This window comes from Providencia sp. PROV189 (genome assembly GCF_028480065.1).
In the GTDB taxonomy this organism is placed as follows: Bacteria; Pseudomonadota; Gammaproteobacteria; order Enterobacterales; family Enterobacteriaceae; genus Providencia; species Providencia stuartii.
This window is the reverse complement of the sequence record NZ_JAMPOG010000018.1, coordinates 57,569-74,617: the sequence shown is the minus strand read 5'-3', so window position 1 is coordinate 74,617 and position 17,049 is coordinate 57,569. Positions and strand designations below refer to the sequence as shown.

The window sequence follows — 17,049 nt, the reverse complement described above, 5'->3', positions numbered from 1 at the left end:
CTTATTTTAGGGGGAGTGGACAGGTTAGTTCAGCATTTAATGCCGTCCCAACGGTCAATTTAGTCAGCATGCGAGTGAACTGATTAAGATCAGCTTCGGTCTTAATCCCTTTTGCAAATTCTGCTGCAAGGGCTTTTAGTTTTTTCTCGTCCATAATATGCCTGCTTTGTTGTTGGATTTAACCTATCAAAAGCAGGCAAATACACAATTTAAATTACAGTCTCATTTAGTTCGGAATAAAATCCATAAACATTTCAGTTTCTATGACCGAATTATTCTCGATACTTGCAATAAAGATAGGGTATGAATCATAATCCACATGTAGCACCCACATTTTATAGCCATACTTTTCAATAAAATAAACTTTTCTGCGAAGTAATCCGTACTGCTTTCAAACTCTTCATTCTCTAATTCACTGTTATCAACATGCTCTTTAAGCGTTTTGAACAGCTGTTCTTTTTCAAGGGTAGGATCAAATTGGGAGATCCGCTGAGACAAAAAGGTGATTAACTGATCATCATCATCTTCACCACGCCAATCAATAGCGACAACGATATTATGACTGTGACAGAAGATATCAAACAGTAGTTGTAACCTATCGTCGTCATCTTCATCAAACACAGCTTCTAAATCCGAATAGTTTGAATATTTTTCATCTTCTAAAACATCATCGGGATGATGAATAGCTTTTTGCAAAAGTGAATTCCACTCAGCGAGTTCGGAAGGCGGTAATATGGAAGAGGCAAGAGTACTGATTTGTTCCATTTCATCTTCATCAAAAAGAGTCGTATTTTGTTCCATGATCATAAGGCCCATGTTTAATTTTATTTATCTATTAAAGTTAAATTATACAATTTGATGAAAAGGCTGAACAAGATTATTCTTGTTTTTGGTTTTAGTTAAGTCGATGCTTTTTACTGATGATAATGAAAAGTATGAGTTAAATAATTAAGTAATTCGATAGGGGAATTAATTAACTGTAGGAGGAGATCAGATCTTTCAATCTTAGAGTTAGGGTTTAAAGCTATTTGTGAATATTTTTATATTAGCTATCGTTAAATAAGCGTGATTGATAGGGAGTTTTTAACAATAGGCGAGCATGGTTTAAAAACCATTTATGTATTTCCCCCAGACATTAAACAATCATGGCTGAGGGATTTTTTTATTCATCTGATTAACTGAGTGCAACTCGAACCCCGAAAGCAATAAGTACAACGCCAAGCACTTTATCGACATATTTTTGTACTTTAGCTAACCCTTTTCTTACAGGAGCACTCTGGATCAAGCACACCAGCAGTGGCCAGTAAATAGCAGCAAGCCCCCAAATGATAAAGGCGATCCACAGCTTTTCACCAAACGTCGAATCAACACTTAAAACTTGAGTAAAAACAGCAAGAAAGAACAATGTTGCTTTAGGGTTTAAAACATTACAAAGGAAACCTTGCATAAATGCTTTTTTGAAAGTGACGATTTCGTGTTGTGTATTGTTGAGGTCTAGGTTTTGTCCTTTATTTGGCATCAAACTTTTAACACCAATCCAAATCAGATAAGCCGCTCCTGCGTATTTTAATACGTTAAATAACCAAGGTGTGGTGGTGATAAGAACCGCAAGCCCAGCGACACAATAAGTCATATGTAGGGCAACCGCACAAATGACGCCCATTGCAGTCATGAGCGCTGCTGAACGCTGATAGCGCGCTGAGTTTTTAACGATAAGAAAAAAGTCTGGCCCGGGGGAAAGCATGCCTAATGTGGCGATAGTGGCAATTAAAAGGGAGGTCTCGTACATTTGCACTCTCTATATTGATTTTATTTTTAATGTTATTTTTAGTCGGCTTTATCACTAACTGAGTATAAATTAATAATCACTTTTTAAGGAAGATTAAATTTAGTCGACGAAGCATTTCTGTTTACGTATAGTGAGCACAAATTTGTATATTAGCCTCTAAGGTGACTCAATGAATATTAGTTTAATCGCAGCGATGGCGATTGATCAGGTTATCGGCATGGAAAAAGCGATGCCTTGGCATTTACCCGGTGATCTTGCTTGGTTTAAACGTAATACGTTAAATAAGCCAGTCATAATGGGTCGAGTGACTTACGAATCAATTGGTCGTCCGCTTCCACAGCGCGTCAACATTGTATTAAGTAGTAAGCCGGGTTCGGATAAAAATGTTATCTGGGTCTCCTCCGTAGAAGAAGCATTGGCGGCGGCTAAGCAAACCAAGACAGGCTCTGACGATGACGAAGTCATTGTGATTGGAGGCGGAAAAGTTTACCAACAGTTTTTACCTCTGGCGAATAAGCTGTATTTAACTCACGTGGATGCAGAAGTGATTGGCGACACTCATTTCCCAATTTACGAGCCAGATGAGTGGGATTCTATTTTCACCGAGTACCATGAGGCGGATGAGAACAATTCACATGGTTATTGTTTTGAGATTTTAACCAAAAGAATTTAATAGCGTCGTAATTTTAAAAACGGAGCGTATTGCTCCGTTTTTGCTTATTAATATATGAAAGCAGCGAATTAAATCACTATTCAAAAATAAATCTAATGAATTTATTACCACTATTCAGTTTAAATTAAAAAGAATAGCTTTTAAGTTATGTCTATTTAAGGGAAATAAACATAACTTAATGATTAATCTTTACGGCGTTTTTGGTGTGATTTTTGGTGGTAATACTGTTTTGCTTCCCAATGGAACAGCGTCAATTCTCCCCCCCAGCAACAACCAGTATCTAGCCCATACACATTTTCTGGCGTATGTTTCCCTTCCAAAGACGCCCAATGACCAAAAAAGATAGAATAGCCTTCAGGGAGTTTATTGGGCAGTGCAAACCAAGGTTTAAGGGGAGAAGGGGCTTTGGCTGGACTTTCCTTACAAATCATATCCAGTTGACCATGAGGGAAACAGTAGCGCATTCGTGTTAATGCATTTGTACTAAAGCGTAAACGCGGTAGCCCCATTAAATTCTCAGACCAATTATTTGGCATGTCGCCATACATAGAATCAATGAATAGCGGATAAGCATCGCTTGATAAAACCGATTCTACTTCCCGTGCGCACATGCGTGCTGTCGGCAGATCCCACTGTGGTGTGATCCCAGCGTGAGCCATGATGATCTTTTTCTCTTCATCGACCTGTAGCAGCGGTTGGCGGCGTAACCAATTGATTAATTCATCAGCGTCGGGCGCATTGAGTAGCTCATCGAGATGATCTTTCGGTTTATTCCGGCTGATTTTGCAGTAAATACCTAATAAGTGCAGATCGTGGTTACCTAGCACTATGCGTACGGAATCACCGAGGCTTTTGACATAGCGAAGGACCTGTAATGAGTCAGGCCCTCGGGCAACCAGATCGCCAGTGAGCCACAAAGTATCTTTTTGCGGCTCAAAATTCACTTGTTCGAGTAATGCACGCAATTCGCGATAGCAGCCGTGTACATCACCAATAAGATATGTCGACATAATTAATTAATCAAAGTAGGTAAAGCAAGGCGGAATGGAGGAATATCCACATGAATGTGTTCTCTTCGGCTGTTTAACATGACGTAATAACCTTCCATTGTACCCATGGGAGTTTCTAATATTGCTCCACTGGTATAACGATATACCGCACCGGGCTGGATGATTGGTTGTTCACCGACAACGCCTTCGCCTTGAACTTCAGTTTTATGACCATCACTGTTAGTAATGAGCCAATAGCGGCTCATTAACTGTAGTGGCTCTCGGCCTAAGTTACGGATAGATATGGTATAGGCAAATACATATCTTCCTATTTCAGGTTGAGACTGGCTGACGATATAGACACTCTGTACTTGGATGCTAACATTAGGTTCGTTAAGCATAGTGCCTCCTTTTCGATACTTATTCAGACAAACTTGCTAGGTAGTTCGCCATTTTGCAATAAGCTTCAACGGAAATATTTTCAGCGCGAGTACCGGGATCAATGCCTAGCTCTGTGAGCTGCTCAACATTGAGTAAATCCCCCAAACTATTGCGGATCGTCTTACGACGCTGGTTAAATGCTTGTGTGGTAATACGACTGAGCATTTTAATATCTTTCAGCGGGTAAGGGTTCTCGCGATGAGGTATAAGCCTAACAACCGCAGAATCAACTTTTGGTGGCGGTGCAAAGGCCGTTGGTGGCACTTCTAACACCGGAACAACTTGGCAGTAATATTGCGCCATAACGCTTAAACGGCCGTAGGCTTTACTCCCAGGACCTGCAACTAGGCGGTTTACAACCTCTTTTTGCAGCATAAAGTTCATGTCAGCAATAGAGTTTGTAAAGGTAAATAGGTGGAACATTAGCGGGGTCGAGATATTATAAGGCAGGTTACCAAAAACACGTAAAGGTTGCCCTGCCCGCTTCGCTAATTCACCGAAATCCACTGTCATGGCATCTTGCTGGATAATTGTAAGCTTATCTTTTAACTGTGGGTGAACATGCAAGCGCGCAGCGAGATCACGGTCTAGCTCAACAACCGTCATCTTATCCATTCTACTACCAACAGGTTCAGTCAGTGCGCCAAGACCGGGGCCAATCTCGACGATAGCTTGCCCTGGTTGTGGATGTATTGCATCTACAATACTGTCGATAATAAATTGGTCAGTTAAAAAGTTCTGCCCGAAACGTTTGCGGGCAAGATGCCCCTGATGGACTCGATTATTCATGAATTCTTATATGTCATTTGGATAGCTAACTTCAATGCGGTAATAAAGCTGCCCGCATCGGCACGACCCGTACCTGCTAACTCTAGCGCAGTGCCATGGTCAACAGAAGTACGAATGAAAGGCAGACCCAGCGTAATGTTCACGGCTCTACCAAAACCTTGGTATTTTAACACAGGAAGACCCTGATCGTGATACATTGCGAGTACGGCATCCGCATCTTCTAAATATTTAGGCTGAAATAGGGTATCAGCGGGCAGCGGCCCGATGAGATTCATACCTTCAGCACGAAGACTCTCAAGTGTTGGGATAATGGTTTCTATCTCTTCCATTCCCATATGTCCTCCTTCACCCGCGTGCGGGTTTAGGCCACAGACATAGATATTTGGTGTATCAATCGCAAATTTTGTACGTAAATCGTGATTTAAGATTGTAATCACTTCCCGCAGACTTTGTTGAGTGATTGCCGCTGAAACATCTTTTAAGGGTAAGTGGGTCGTGGCGAGAGCCACACGTAACTCTTCTGTGGCTAACATCATCACCACACGGTGACAATGGCTCCTATCGGCAAAAAATTCAGTATGCCCGCTAAATGGAACCCCCGCATCATTAATCACCCCTTTGTGGACAGGGCCAGTCACAATGGCAGAAAATTCTCCACTTAGGCAACCATCACAGGCCCTTGCTAATGTTTCAGTAACATACTTCCCATTGGCAATGTTTAGCACACCGGCTTGCGCTGGTGCTTTCAAATTGACGGGAAGGATAGACAGAGTTCCCGGTACTTGGGCGTCATGTTCATTACCTGATTGATAGTTTTTTAATGACAGTGGCAGGTTGAGTTGTTTGGCTCGAGCGAGTAGTAATTCAGGATCAGCACACGCAACAAGCTCAACAGGCCAAAACTCTTGGGCAAGTTGAATAAGTAGATCTGGGCCTACCCCGGCAGGCTCGCCGGGGGTTATTACGATTGGTTTATTGAGATTTTTCGTCATTAGATTGGTTATCACGTCCATCGATGACATTAACATATGCCGCCGCGCGTTGCTCCTGTACCCAACTTTGTGCTTCTTCGTTGAATTTACGATTGAACAATAAACGGTAGGCTTGATCTTTTTGTGCCGCATCTGTTTTATCAACATTGCGGGTATCTTCTAGCTGAATAAGGTGCCAGCCAAAGTTTGAGCGAACAGGTTGACTGATTTCGCCTTTATTAAGTCTCATCAAGGCATCACGGAAAGCGGGATCGTATACATCTGGCATATTCCAGCCTAACTCACCGCCTTTAAGCGCACTGCCCGGATCTTCAGAGAACTCTTTTGCCGCATTTTCAAATGTGGTCTTGCCGCTACGAATATCCTGTGTGATCTGAGTGAGCTTTTGTCTCGCTTGGTTATCATCCATAATTGGTGATGACTTAATAAGGATATGGCGAGCTTTCACTTCGGTGACTGAAATGGTTTTATTGGCGCTGTTCATTTCGTTAACGCGCAAAATGTGGTAGCCAACACCAGAACGAATAGGGCCTACAACATCGCCTTTCTTCGCACTTTTCAACTGTTCAGCGAAAACAACTGGTAACTCTTGTAGGCGAGACCATCCCATATTACCGCCTTTCAGTGCTTGTGGATCTGCGGAGTAAGCAATAGCCAGTTTGCCGAAGTTGGTGCCTTTTTTGATCTCATCCATGATCTTAGCAACAATCGCATCTGCTTTTTGTAATTGCTCTTGAGTTGGGTTTTCAGGTAATGGAATGAGAATATGACTTAGGTTAACGCTCGCTTCATAGTCTGCTTGGCTGCTGATCTGTTTTGCGAGAGACTCAACTTCTTGGGGTAAAATAGTCACGCGACGGCGTACTTCGTTATTACGCACTTCAGCGATCAGCATCTCTTTACGGATCTCACTACGGTATTTTGCCATATCAATACCATCCGCTTTTAGACGTGCTTGCATCTGCTCAAAAGTTAAACCATTTTGGCGAGCAATATCCGCAATTGTGGCATTAACGGCTTCTTCAGGGATATTGATTTGCATCTGATTTGCCATCTGTAACATGATGTTATCAGTGATCAAACGCTCAAGGATCTGGTGACGAAGAGTCTCATCATCTGGAATTTGTTGGCCAGCATTGCGTGCGTTCAGTTTTACTGTGTTTAACATATTCTGGACGTCACTTTCCAGCACAACTCCGTTATTGACTACAGCAGCAACTTTATCCATTTGCTGTGGTGCAGCCAATGCTGTGGAGCTTGCAAACATCAGTCCCAGAATAAGCGTTTTCCAATTCTTCATAATGGTCCTATCTATTGATTTAGGTTCCGCCAGAGGCAGGTTAATCGTTTTATTTATGCGACACTGCTTACTATTTGGCGAGCAGATAACTCGCCTTATTGTGAGTAAGCAGCGGCATCAAATAGCTTGTGTTTATTATCAGAAAGCACGCTGATAAGGGATGATACCTCTATTAAGCATTTCCTGACTACCTAAACTATGATTGTTATTTAGGCCTCTAAGTTCCACATTGAATGACCATTTATTATCATATTCACTGCTGAACTTGTCTTCTTGCCATCCAACAATCTTACGTTCATAACCTACATTGAACGCCCAACAACAAGTATTGTATTGTAAACCAATTAATTGGCTGGCGGATTGTTGCTGCTTAGTATCATAGTAATAAGAGCCAACAAAGCCCCAACGCTCACTTAATGGCCAACTTAATACCGCACCCACTTGGGAAATCCCTTTTTGGTATTCCGGTAGGGTATAAGTGTTGCCACCTGATTCATCACGACGGAAGGTCGCTTGAATATAGTCACGGTCGACAAAACGGTAGTTTAACTGTAACAAACGATCAGCATCAATGCGATACTCGGTCACAGCATTCCCCATAGTGACGTTGCCTAAACGGCGATCGTATTGTAGCCCACCACGGATCCCCCACTTATCGTTGATACGCCAGTAAGAGTCTGTTGCCCACAATAACGAGCCAGTATTACTTTTATCGTCGATTTTCAGGCTGGAGTTACCCGCACGCGGACGTTCAAAATAGTAGATTTGCCCGACAGAGAAGTTAAAGCGTTCGGCCAAGGATTCATCATAAATACGCGTTGTGATACCTGTCGTGATTTGGTTCGCGGAAGCGACTCTATCAAGACCACTATAAATTCGGTCACGGAACAAACCATTATAGTCTGACTGGAGTAAGGCCGAGTCATAGTTGTTAATGTTGTCCTGATCTTTATATGGAATATAGAGATATTGGACACGAGGCTCTAAGGTTTGAACAAAGTCACTGCCTTCAAGTAGATCTCGTTCGAAAACGACTTTGGCATCGCTCTTAAATATAGGAAGAACACGCGTGACATTTTTCTCTAAGCTGGCGTTGTTATTCGCTTTAGGAATATCTTGATCATAATGGGTTGCCAGCAATTTGAAGCTGTTGTTCATGTTCGCCCAGCCGTTTGACAGCGGAAGGCTTAATTCAGGCTCGATATGCAAACGCGTTGCATCTGGGTTATTTTTGCCAACACTGGTAAAGCGAGCAGCTTGCGCATAGGTGTGTAAGTCAAAGGCACCTAAATTATTTTTGTAGTAGTTAAAGTCCAACTGCGGCTCAGCTTTATAAGCACGGCGATTGGGATCTTCCACAAAAATTTGGAACTGCTTATGCGTTAGGGTTGCATTCCAGTTTTCAGCCGAATAGCCAGTACTGAATTTTTGCGTCGCATAACCGTCTGTTGTATTCCCGTATTGCGAGCTAAAGTCCGTAAAGTATTGGCGATCACTTACTTTGGTGTAATCGGCGTTGAAGTTCCAATGTTGGTTATAAGTTCCTGAATGGCGCCAGTAGAATAACCAGCGGTCATCACTGTCACGTGCATCACGTTTATTACGCTCTTTATCTTTCACATACGCGCGGTCGTGATTAATAAAATCGAAGGCGATAGTTCCCGTTCCCGGCGTGACCAAGTAACGAAATTCGTTATTTAATTTTATGCCACGGTGGGTCATGAATTGTGGGGTAATTGTCGCATCGTAATTAGGCGCGATATTCCAATAGTAAGGCAGTGAAAACTCTAGACCATCATTATTAGAGTAGCTTCCTGTTGGAATTAAGAAACCGGAGCGACGTTTGTTACCGATAGGTAATTGCATGTATGGGCTATAAAATACCGGGACATCACCCAAGCGAAAACGTGCATGCCAAATTTCAGCCACTTCTTCTTCACGGTCAATAATCACTTCGGAGCCTGCAACGCTCCAGCTATTATTGCCCGGTAAACAGGTGGTGAATGTACCGTCTTCCATAATGGAATAGCGGTTTTCACCACGCATTTTCATTTTTTTCGCTTCACCGCGACCCTGACGACCCACCATCATATAGTTGCCGTCATTCACGTCAGTATTTTTATTATTCAGGTTAGACCAAGCACTAGGGCCTTTGAGAATAATTTGTGGGTCATCATAGTGAACGTTACCTGTTGCAGTAACTTCACGGATTGGATCAGCACTATCAGGGTTAACCTGCGTCAATTTAACGCTATCGGCTGTCAGCGTTTGGTTACCTTGTTGGATATCCACATCGCCGCTGTATTCAATAAAGTTAGGGTATTCGCCCTGAACATCTTCAGCGGTGATACGGATCGGTAAATCTTTGGGATCGCCCTCAACTAGTGGTTTGTCATAAACCGGGACGCCCAGCATACATTGTGCTGCTAGGTCAGCATGCGCTTGCTGACTATAAATTGCCATCCATACCATGGATGCAAGTAGTGTTGGATAACTTTTTTTCATCATTAAATATGCGGTTCCGTCGTAATTGGCATAGCCGACAAACGCTCAAAGACTAACTTAGCCAACTACATTGCGCCAGTATAATGTATAAAACTTTACGCGCTTGTAGTTATGCACCGAGCAGAATGGATAGTATGATAATGCAAAATTGGATTCTGAGCATTGAAGAATTGAGGGATATATGCACTATTGGGGCAAAATTATTGGTGTCGTACTGGCAATAGCCTCTGGTTTTGGCATTTGGGGCACGCTAATTGGTTTAATTTTAGGGCATGGTTTTGATAAAGCCTTGGCACAACGTAAGTTTGCTAGTGCAATGAATAAACGTGATCGTCAGGTTATTTTTTTCGCCAGTACCTTCCAAATATTGGGTCATCTAACTAAGTCAAAAGGCCGTGTAACCGAGACAGACATTCAGTTAGCATCAAATTTGATGGATAGAATGCAAATACATGGGGAAACACGAAAAGCGGCGCAACAAGCGTTTAGGGAAGGTAAATCACCGGACTTTCCACTACGTGATGTACTGAAGCAATTACGTATGGCTTGCTATGGTCGTTTCGACTTAATTCAGATGTTTCTGGAAATTCAGTTACAGGCGGCATTTGCCGATGGCAGCTTGCACCCAAACGAAAGAAAGGTTCTGTTTATTATTGCAGAAGAGCTAGGGATCTCTAAAACACAATTTGAACAGTTTTTAAATATGATCCAAGGTGGCCGACAGTTTGGTCACGGCTATTCTCATCAGCAATCAGGCGGATACTATCAATCATCGAATGGCCCAACTCTTGAAGATGCTTGCAAGGTACTTGGTGTTTCTATTAATGATGAACCAACGAAAATTAAACGGGCGTATCGTAAATTAATGAGTGAACATCACCCTGATAAGTTGATAGCGAAAGGGTTGCCCCCCGAGATGATGGAACTTGCGAAACAGAAGGCTCAGTCAATACAAGCGGCTTATGATTTAATCAAAAAAGAGCGCGGCTTCAAATAAATTTTCTCGCCATATCGCACTCTGCGATGTGGTTTTTATTTAGCCAATAGGCCGTAGCATTGTTGCTATTACGGCCTAATAGTTGATGAATAAATTTAAAAATCGGGTTGGCAGCTAAAATGCATCGGTGTGCCATAGGCAGGGTGCGTGATGTAAAGCTCTTGGGCGTGAAGCTGTAAGCGAGGGGCAAGTGCACGCGCTTGCTCATGGGCATAAAACCTATCTCCAAGAATTGGATGGCCTAGCGCTAACATATGTACGCGGAGTTGATGAGAGCGGCCTGTAATAGGGGATAGCTTTACACGGGTTGCTTGCTCTTCATATTCCAAGACCTGATACTCTGTTTGTGCGGCTTTTCCTGTTTCAAAGCAGACTTTTTGCTTTGGTCGATTTGGCCAGTCGCAAATAAGCGGCAAATCCACTAAACCTTCCTGCTTCTCTAAATGGCCCCAAACTCGGGCAATATAGTGTTTTTTAGGCTCTCGCTCACGGAATTGGCGCTTTAATTCCCGTTCAGCGGCTTTATTTAGTGCGACAACCATGACGCCACTGGTTGCCATGTCTAAGCGATGGACAGACTCAGCGTGTGGATGGTCGCGCTGTATGCGACTCATAATACTATCATGGTGTTCAGGGGCTTTACCGGGAACAGACAGTAACCCACTTGGCTTATTCACCGTAATGATATGTTCATCTTGATACAGAACATATAGCCAAGGATCAGTAGGGGGATGGTAAGGCTCCATCATAGACAATAAGGCTCCAAGATCTCACTAAATCAATGATCAGCATCGCGCGTGGATAAACGCCAAAAGCCAATTCATTGCGTTATCAGCAAGGTTATTTCTCCCTTAGTGAGAGAAATAACCAAGCGGTGTTAGTTTAATTAAAAACGTGTGACTACTGGTGAGTGACAACCACTAAACGAATAGCATCAAGACGCCATGTTGCTTGCCCAATATTGGTGAGCAGTTGCTGACGCTCTTCCTCGATCACATCCAACTCTTCATCACGGATATTTGGGTTAACCGCTTTCAGTGCTTCAAGACGAGCCAATTCTAGTGAAAGAGCTTTATCCGCGGCCTCTTTCGCATTCGCGATAAGCGTTTCGGCTTCTTTTTCCACCATCGCTTCGGACATTTTCAGGACCGAATGCACTTCATTTTGTACCGCATTAACCAATTTACTTGCCATATGGCGATTAATCGCATTGAGCTGACGGTTAAAACTTTCAAACTCAACTTGTGAAGAGAGGTTGTTCCCTTTTAAGTCAATCAACAAGCGGATCGGGGTTGCAGGCAAGAAACGGCTAATCTGCAAGTGCTTCGGTGCTTGTGCTTCTAGGACATACACCAATTCGGTAAGTAATGTTCCAACAGGAAGCGCTTTATTTTTAAGCAGAGAAACGGCACAGCTCCCTGTGTCACCAGACAAGACTAAATCTAAGCCATTGCGGATGATCGGGTGCTCCCAACTAATAAACTGGGTATCTTCACGAGATAACGCTTGCTCACGGTCAAAAGTGATTGTGCAACCATCTTGGGGTAGCCCTGGAAAATCAGGAACTAACATATGATCGGATGGGGTCAAAATCAGCAAGTTATCACTTTTATCTTCTTGGTTAATGCCAACAATATCAAACAAGTTAAGGGCAAAATTAACCAATTCAGTATCATTGTCTTCCGCACCGATCGTTTCGGCTAATTGAATACCTGATTCCCCCCCGTTGGAGTGCATTTCAAGTAGACGGTCTCGGCCTTGTTCTAACTGTGCTTTTAATGCTTCGTGCTCTTCACGGCAGGTTTTTAAGAACTCTTCAAAACCGTCGGTTACCGTTGGCTCAGCCATATATTGCAGCAGTTGTTGATAATATTTATCGTAAATGGAGCGTCCGGTAGGGCAAGTGTGCTCAAAAGCATCTAAACCTTCATGGTACCAACGCAATAACACGGCTTGTGCAGTATTTTCTAAGTAAGGTACGCTTAAAACGATGTCGCGTGTTTGCCCAATACGATCTAATCGACCAATACGTTGCTCTAATAGGTCTGGGTTGAAGGGGAGGTCAAACATCACCAATTGGTTAGCAAACTGGAAGTTGCGTCCTTCAGAGCCAATTTCAGAGCAAAGTAGAACCTGTGCGCCATCCTCTTCTGAAGCAAAGTAAGCTGCCGCACGGTCACGCTCAAGTAGTGACAAACCTTCATGGAATACCGCGGCGCGGATCCCTTCACGTTCACGCAATACTTGCTCTAATTGCAACGCTGTGGCGGCTTTTGCACAGATCACCAAAACTTTTTCGTTACGGTTAGCCATTAGGTAGCCCATGAGCCACTCAACGCGAGGGTCAAAGTTCCACCAAGTTGCATTTTCACCTTCGAACTCTTGGTAAATTTGCTCTGGATAGAGCATCTCTTTAGCGCGCGTTTCGAGATCTTTTTTCGACCCCATAATACCTGCAACCTTGATTGCTGTTTGGTATTGGGTAGGAAGCGGCATTTTCAGCGAATGCAATTCACGACGAGGGAAGCCTTTAACCCCATTACGGGTATTTCTAAATAGAAGACGGCTAGTACCATGGCGATCCATTAACATGCTGACCAACTCTTGGCGAGCCGCGTTGCCATCTTCACTGTCAACGTTAGCGGCTTTCAATAACGGCTCAATATCTTGCTCTTTGATCAGATCATTGAGTAGATTTTGTTGGTCATTGGTGAGTTTCTCACCAGTTAATAGCAGTGCGACCGCATCCGCAACAGGGCGATAGTTGGCTTGCTCATCAATAAACTCTTGATAATCATGGAAACGATTGGGATCGAGCAGGCGAAGACGTGCAAAGTGACTTTCTTGGCCCAGTTGCTCCGGTGTTGCGGTTAGCAGCAGAACAGAAGGGATATTCTCTGCCAAGGTTTCAATCACTTGATATTCACGACTAGGAGCTGCTTCACTCCATTGTAAATGGTGAGCTTCGTCGACAATCATCATATCCCAACCCGCTTCAACGAGCTGGTCGAAGCGCTGTTTGTTGCGACGTACAAAGTCTAATGAGCACAGCACCAACTGTTCTGTTTCAAATGGATTATCGCTGTCATGTTGCGCTTCACTATAACGACCATCATCAAACAGTGAAAAACGGAGGTTGAAACGACGTAACATCTCAACGAGCCATTGATGCTGCAAGCTTTCAGGCACAATGATTAACACACGTTCAACACGGCCTGCCATTAACTGTTGATGGATGATCATCCCAGCTTCAATGGTTTTACCCAGACCCACTTCATCGGCCAGTAATACGCGAGGGTGATGGCGTTTACCTACCTCATTAGCGATATGTAGCTGATGTGGGATAAGGCTTGCGCGAATACCACGTAAACCTGTCGCTTGGTGCTTAACTTGCTCACTTTGAAATTTACGTGCGCGATAACGTAAAGCAAAGCGATCCATACGGTCAATTTGACCTGCAAATAGGCGATCTTGAGGTTTATTGAAGGTGAGTTTGCTGTCGAGAAAAACTTCTCTTAGGCTAACGCCTTGCTCTTCTGTATCAAGGCGAGTACCAATATAAGTGAGCAGGCCGTCATCTTCTGTGACGCTTTCGACCTTGAGTTGCCAGCCTTCATGGCTGGTAATGATATCACCTTCATTGAACATAACTCGGGTAATAGGTGCATCATTACGTGAATAGAGACGATTCTCACCACTGGCGGGAAAAAGTAAAGTCACCATACGGGCATCAATAGCCACAACGGCGCCTAATCCGAGTTCGCTTTCTGTATCGCTTATCCAGCGCTGACCAAGAGTAAATGGCATAGGTTTAACTCAGTTCCATAAATTTAATAGTTTATTTTTAGATTTTTTAAGACAAATTATATATTTGCCTTCACTCTGTGTTAGTAAACAAGGGCAATGTGAATATGAATTGTAGTCGCTGCCCAAAGGACAATTATTGTTAATTGTCTCGCAAACATAGTGTAGAAACGAAGTGCGAGATACCAAAGGGGCGTTATATTAATTCAAGCAAGGCTTATCGTCACCTGTTAAAAAAACAACAATACCGAAGCAATAGTGTTTCTCACTATTGTGCTATCAGGTATTTTCCCTTTTGATTCTAGCAATGAAGGTTTTCAACCAGAAGTTTGGTTGATGGTTTCCCATTTTAGCAAAAAATTGAGTAAAAATTAACCCCAATCTTAAAAGAGTAAAGTTATCTGGCCCGTTAAAATAGTATCAAAATCATCTTGTAAAAAAGGTAAAATGGCGTCGGCAATAGGCTTTATCTGCTTCAAAATATAGTGCTCATAGTCAGGCTTTGCCGTGATAATTTCTAAAGGCTCAGGCCCCGCGAGAGTGATGATATAGCTTATCCATCCCCCATTTTGATACTGTTGTGGGCGCTGTTGTTGTAAATTGTATTCATCGGCTTTGCGAGCGGCTCTTACATGAGGCGGCACATTACGTTGATAATCAGATAATTTGCGGCGTAGACGCTTACGGTAAACAAGGCGTTCATCGTATTCGCCATTACGAATCGCTTGCACATAGTCACGGATAAATTCGCGGTAGGGTTGCCGATGAAAAATACGTGTATACAGCTCTTTTTGAAACAATTGTGCTAGCGGGGTCCAATCGGAGCGGATTGTCTCTAATCCCCTAAACACCATTTTATCCCCACTAAGTCCAGCATAACGCTTTTTACTGCCTGACTCGGAACCTCTAATAGTCGGCATTAAAAAACGTCGATAGTGGGTTTCGTACTCTAACTCAAGCACCCCTTCTAGCTGCCATTCATCCCGCAAATGCTGTTTCCACCAATTATTCACGTAATCACGCAGCTCGAAGCCAATTCTTTGTGCTTGCTCCTGTGTATGGGCTTCTTTCAACCAGACAAAAGTGGAGTCAGTATCCCCATAAATTACTTGATAGCCTTTGGCTTCGATTAATTGCTTGGTTATTTTCATGATCTCATGACCCCGCATGGTAATGGATGCGGTAAGACGGGGATCAAAAAAACGACATCCTTCAGCACCAAGGACGCCAGCAAAGGCATTCATAATAATTTTAAGTGCCTGAGATAATGGCGCATTACCTTCTCGTTTGGCTTTATCACGGCCTTGCCATATATGGCTGACAATATCAGGCAAACAGTGTGTTTTACGTGAAAACCAAGCTTGACGAAAACCGCGAACGGAATGTTGCTGATCAGGGTGAGCTAACCCTTCAATCATACCGGCAGGATCAATCAAAAAAGTACGAATAATCGAAGGGTACAAACTTTTATAGTCGAGTACTAATACCGAGTCATATAAACCGGGCTGTGAATCCATCACAAAGCCCCCCGGATTATGTTGTAGCTTTTGCTCTGTCAGGTTTGGTGCCACAAACCCTAAGCGATGCAGGCGGGGAATGTATAAATGTGAAAATGCCGCCACGGAGCCACCCATACGATCTACCGCCAGCCCAGTGACAGTCGAGCGTTCTTGCAAGAAAGCCATTAAATCGGTTTTTTCAAAAATACGATGGACTAATAGGCAGTCTTGAATATTGTAGTGAGCCAATGCGGGCTTATCATGATGAAAGCGGCGATTGATCTCATCCATACGGTCATAAGGGCTGTCAATGGCTTTCCCTTCACCCAGTAAATCTTGCGCAACAAACTCAAGACTGAATGAGGGAAAGTTCCATGTCGCTGCTTTGAGCGCATCTATGCCATCAATAATTAAACGACCTTCTGCCGAAGCGAAAAATACACCTTGTTTGAAGCCATGTTCACGCCACTCCAGCTTTTTCCCTTGGCGACCAAGCTGGAGTGGGATGCCATAACGTTCGGCGTGCTTTTGGAGTACATTTAAATCGAATTGGATGAGATTCCAGCCAATAATGGCATCAGGGTCATACTGTTGTAACCATTCATTCAGTTTATCAAGCAATTGTGGGCGGCTATTCACATAAACAAGCCGATGGGTATTGTTGAGTGCAGAACCTTGCTCTGGCCCTAACATAAAAACCACATTATCACCGCAGCCGGATAACCCAATTGAATATAATTCACCGTATTGGCTGGTTTCTATGTCTAACGATACAGCTTTAATCAGTGGACGATAGCTATCACAAGGTTTGAGTTGGTATTCACCTTGCTGATTTTGTGAAAACCATACAGGCGCAGTGATAAAACGCTCCATAAGATAGCGCTCGCAGGGGCGAATATCCGTTTCAAGCAATTCAATACCGAGTTCTTGGCAGCGTTTATCCAGATTTTGTAATTGGCGATATTGTTGACAATAAATAGCCGCAACTTTTTCACGACGAAAATCGGATAACTCAACGGGGCGATAGGATAAGTTTGCTTGTTCATCAAGCAGAGGTTTGATCGCCGGTAGTGATGAAAGGGGAACAAAAGCGATGGCTTGTTGCAGAGGAACCGTCACTTTACGAGGGCCATTATCAGTGATAAGCCAATAGCTAACCTCAACCCCATGGCGGGTGTCTTTCCAATGACGACTTAAAATAAAGCCTTTTTCAGCAGGAGACATAAATTGAGGCATAGAGAGGCTCGCATCAATAATTAACAAGCCTACTA

Annotated in this window: 13 protein-coding genes and 1 pseudogene; 2 read left to right on the top strand and 12 right to left on the bottom strand. The window is 43.2% G+C overall.

Features of this window, described 5'->3' with window-relative positions; translation table 11 throughout:
- Nucleotides 1-22 precede the first annotated feature (22 nt).
- The 3 genes and pseudogenes from PR833_RS12180 to PR833_RS12170 all read right to left on the bottom strand — a co-directional run.
- Nucleotides 23-154 (bottom strand): annotated as a pseudogene (locus PR833_RS12180) (IS256 family transposase); the annotation flags it as partial.
- A gap of 107 nt (nucleotides 155-261) precedes the next feature.
- A complete protein-coding gene (locus PR833_RS12175; RefSeq protein WP_272526176.1) occupies nucleotides 262-801 on the bottom strand; it encodes a hypothetical protein in 540 nt (179 codons plus the stop codon).
- A 373-nt stretch (nucleotides 802-1,174) separates the two neighbouring features.
- Nucleotides 1,175-1,789 (bottom strand): LysE family translocator, encoded by a 615-nt coding sequence (locus PR833_RS12170; protein ID WP_004925011.1) that lies wholly within the window; start codon nucleotides 1,787-1,789, stop codon nucleotides 1,175-1,177.
- A gap of 169 nt (nucleotides 1,790-1,958) precedes the next feature.
- Here PR833_RS12170 and folA point away from each other — a divergent pair, with 169 nt between their 5' ends.
- Complete coding sequence (folA, locus tag PR833_RS12165) at nucleotides 1,959-2,462, top strand: type 3 dihydrofolate reductase (protein WP_004925009.1); 504 nt, start codon at nucleotides 1,959-1,961, stop codon at nucleotides 2,460-2,462.
- A gap of 182 nt (nucleotides 2,463-2,644) precedes the next feature.
- Here folA and apaH read toward each other — a convergent pair whose 3' ends face one another.
- The 6 genes from apaH to lptD all read right to left on the bottom strand — a co-directional run bounded on the left by apaH (nucleotide 2,645) and on the right by lptD (nucleotide 9,478).
- Nucleotides 2,645-3,472 (bottom strand): bis(5'-nucleosyl)-tetraphosphatase (symmetrical) ApaH, encoded by an 828-nt coding sequence (apaH, locus tag PR833_RS12160; protein ID WP_004925002.1) that lies wholly within the window; start codon nucleotides 3,470-3,472, stop codon nucleotides 2,645-2,647.
- A gap of 2 nt (nucleotides 3,473-3,474) precedes the next feature.
- The gene (gene apaG / locus PR833_RS12155; RefSeq protein ID WP_272526175.1) at nucleotides 3,475-3,852 is read right to left on the bottom strand and encodes a Co2+/Mg2+ efflux protein ApaG; all 378 of its coding nucleotides are present in this window, start codon (nucleotides 3,850-3,852) and stop codon (nucleotides 3,475-3,477) included.
- Between the two features lie 19 nt (nucleotides 3,853-3,871).
- The gene (gene rsmA / locus PR833_RS12150) at nucleotides 3,872-4,681 is read right to left on the bottom strand and encodes a 16S rRNA (adenine(1518)-N(6)/adenine(1519)-N(6))-dimethyltransferase RsmA (RefSeq protein ID WP_272526174.1); all 810 of its coding nucleotides are present in this window, start codon (nucleotides 4,679-4,681) and stop codon (nucleotides 3,872-3,874) included.
- The gene (gene pdxA / locus PR833_RS12145) at nucleotides 4,678-5,673 is read right to left on the bottom strand and encodes a 4-hydroxythreonine-4-phosphate dehydrogenase PdxA (protein WP_036944132.1); all 996 of its coding nucleotides are present in this window, start codon (nucleotides 5,671-5,673) and stop codon (nucleotides 4,678-4,680) included. Before pdxA ends, rsmA begins: the two co-directional genes overlap by 4 nt.
- Complete coding sequence (gene surA / locus PR833_RS12140) at nucleotides 5,654-6,973, bottom strand: peptidylprolyl isomerase SurA (protein ID WP_004924993.1); 1,320 nt, start codon at nucleotides 6,971-6,973, stop codon at nucleotides 5,654-5,656. The genes pdxA and surA overlap by 20 nt, the downstream gene beginning before the upstream one ends.
- 138 nt (nucleotides 6,974-7,111) lie before the next feature.
- A complete protein-coding gene (gene lptD / locus PR833_RS12135) occupies nucleotides 7,112-9,478 on the bottom strand; it encodes an LPS assembly protein LptD (RefSeq protein WP_014657657.1) in 2,367 nt (788 codons plus the stop codon).
- 181 nt (nucleotides 9,479-9,659) lie between these two features.
- Between lptD and djlA the strand changes: the two genes are divergently transcribed.
- Complete coding sequence (gene djlA / locus PR833_RS12130) at nucleotides 9,660-10,475, top strand: co-chaperone DjlA (RefSeq protein ID WP_004924988.1); 816 nt, start codon at nucleotides 9,660-9,662, stop codon at nucleotides 10,473-10,475.
- Nucleotides 10,476-10,570: 95 nt separating this feature from the next.
- Here the strand turns inward: djlA and rluA are convergent, their stop codons facing one another.
- The 3 genes from rluA to PR833_RS12115 all read right to left on the bottom strand — a co-directional run bounded on the left by rluA (nucleotide 10,571) and on the right by PR833_RS12115 (nucleotide 17,014).
- Nucleotides 10,571-11,224 carry a bifunctional tRNA pseudouridine(32) synthase/23S rRNA pseudouridine(746) synthase RluA gene (gene rluA, locus PR833_RS12125; RefSeq protein WP_004924987.1) on the bottom strand — a complete coding sequence of 218 codons (654 nt, stop codon included), beginning with the start codon at nucleotides 11,222-11,224 and terminating at the stop codon, nucleotides 10,571-10,573.
- Nucleotides 11,225-11,375: 151 nt separating this feature from the next.
- On the bottom strand, nucleotides 11,376-14,282 hold the full coding sequence (gene rapA, locus PR833_RS12120; RefSeq protein ID WP_014657659.1) for an RNA polymerase-associated protein RapA: 2,907 nt from the start codon (nucleotides 14,280-14,282) through the stop codon (nucleotides 11,376-11,378).
- Nucleotides 14,283-14,662: 380 nt separating this feature from the next.
- A complete protein-coding gene (locus PR833_RS12115) occupies nucleotides 14,663-17,014 on the bottom strand; it encodes a DNA polymerase II (protein ID WP_004924981.1) in 2,352 nt (783 codons plus the stop codon).
- Between the last annotated feature and the right edge of the window lie 35 nt (nucleotides 17,015-17,049).

What these genes read in the sequence shown, in the direction of transcription:
- PR833_RS12175 (WP_272526176.1), bottom strand. Translation starts at nt 801, where the DNA reads ATGGAACAAAATACGACTCTTTTTGATGAAGATGAAATGGAACAAATC.
- PR833_RS12170 (WP_004925011.1), bottom strand. Translation starts at nt 1,789, where the DNA reads ATGTACGAGACCTCCCTTTTAATTGCCACTATCGCCACATTAGGCATG.
- folA (WP_004925009.1), top strand. Translation starts at nt 1,959, where the DNA reads ATGAATATTAGTTTAATCGCAGCGATGGCGATTGATCAGGTTATCGGC.
- apaH (WP_004925002.1), bottom strand. Translation starts at nt 3,472, where the DNA reads ATGTCGACATATCTTATTGGTGATGTACACGGCTGCTATCGCGAATTG.
- apaG (WP_272526175.1), bottom strand. Translation starts at nt 3,852, where the DNA reads ATGCTTAACGAACCTAATGTTAGCATCCAAGTACAGAGTGTCTATATC.
- rsmA (WP_272526174.1), bottom strand. Translation starts at nt 4,681, where the DNA reads ATGAATAATCGAGTCCATCAGGGGCATCTTGCCCGCAAACGTTTCGGG.
- pdxA (WP_036944132.1), bottom strand. Translation starts at nt 5,673, where the DNA reads ATGACGAAAAATCTCAATAAACCAATCGTAATAACCCCCGGCGAGCCT.
- surA (WP_004924993.1), bottom strand. Translation starts at nt 6,973, where the DNA reads ATGAAGAATTGGAAAACGCTTATTCTGGGACTGATGTTTGCAAGCTCC.
- lptD (WP_014657657.1), bottom strand. Translation starts at nt 9,478, where the DNA reads ATGAAAAAAAGTTATCCAACACTACTTGCATCCATGGTATGGATGGCA.
- djlA (WP_004924988.1), top strand. Translation starts at nt 9,660, where the DNA reads ATGCACTATTGGGGCAAAATTATTGGTGTCGTACTGGCAATAGCCTCT.
- rluA (WP_004924987.1), bottom strand. Translation starts at nt 11,224, where the DNA reads ATGATGGAGCCTTACCATCCCCCTACTGATCCTTGGCTATATGTTCTG.
- rapA (WP_014657659.1), bottom strand. Translation starts at nt 14,282, where the DNA reads ATGCCATTTACTCTTGGTCAGCGCTGGATAAGCGATACAGAAAGCGAA.
- PR833_RS12115 (WP_004924981.1), bottom strand. Translation starts at nt 17,014, where the DNA reads ATGCCTCAATTTATGTCTCCTGCTGAAAAAGGCTTTATTTTAAGTCGT.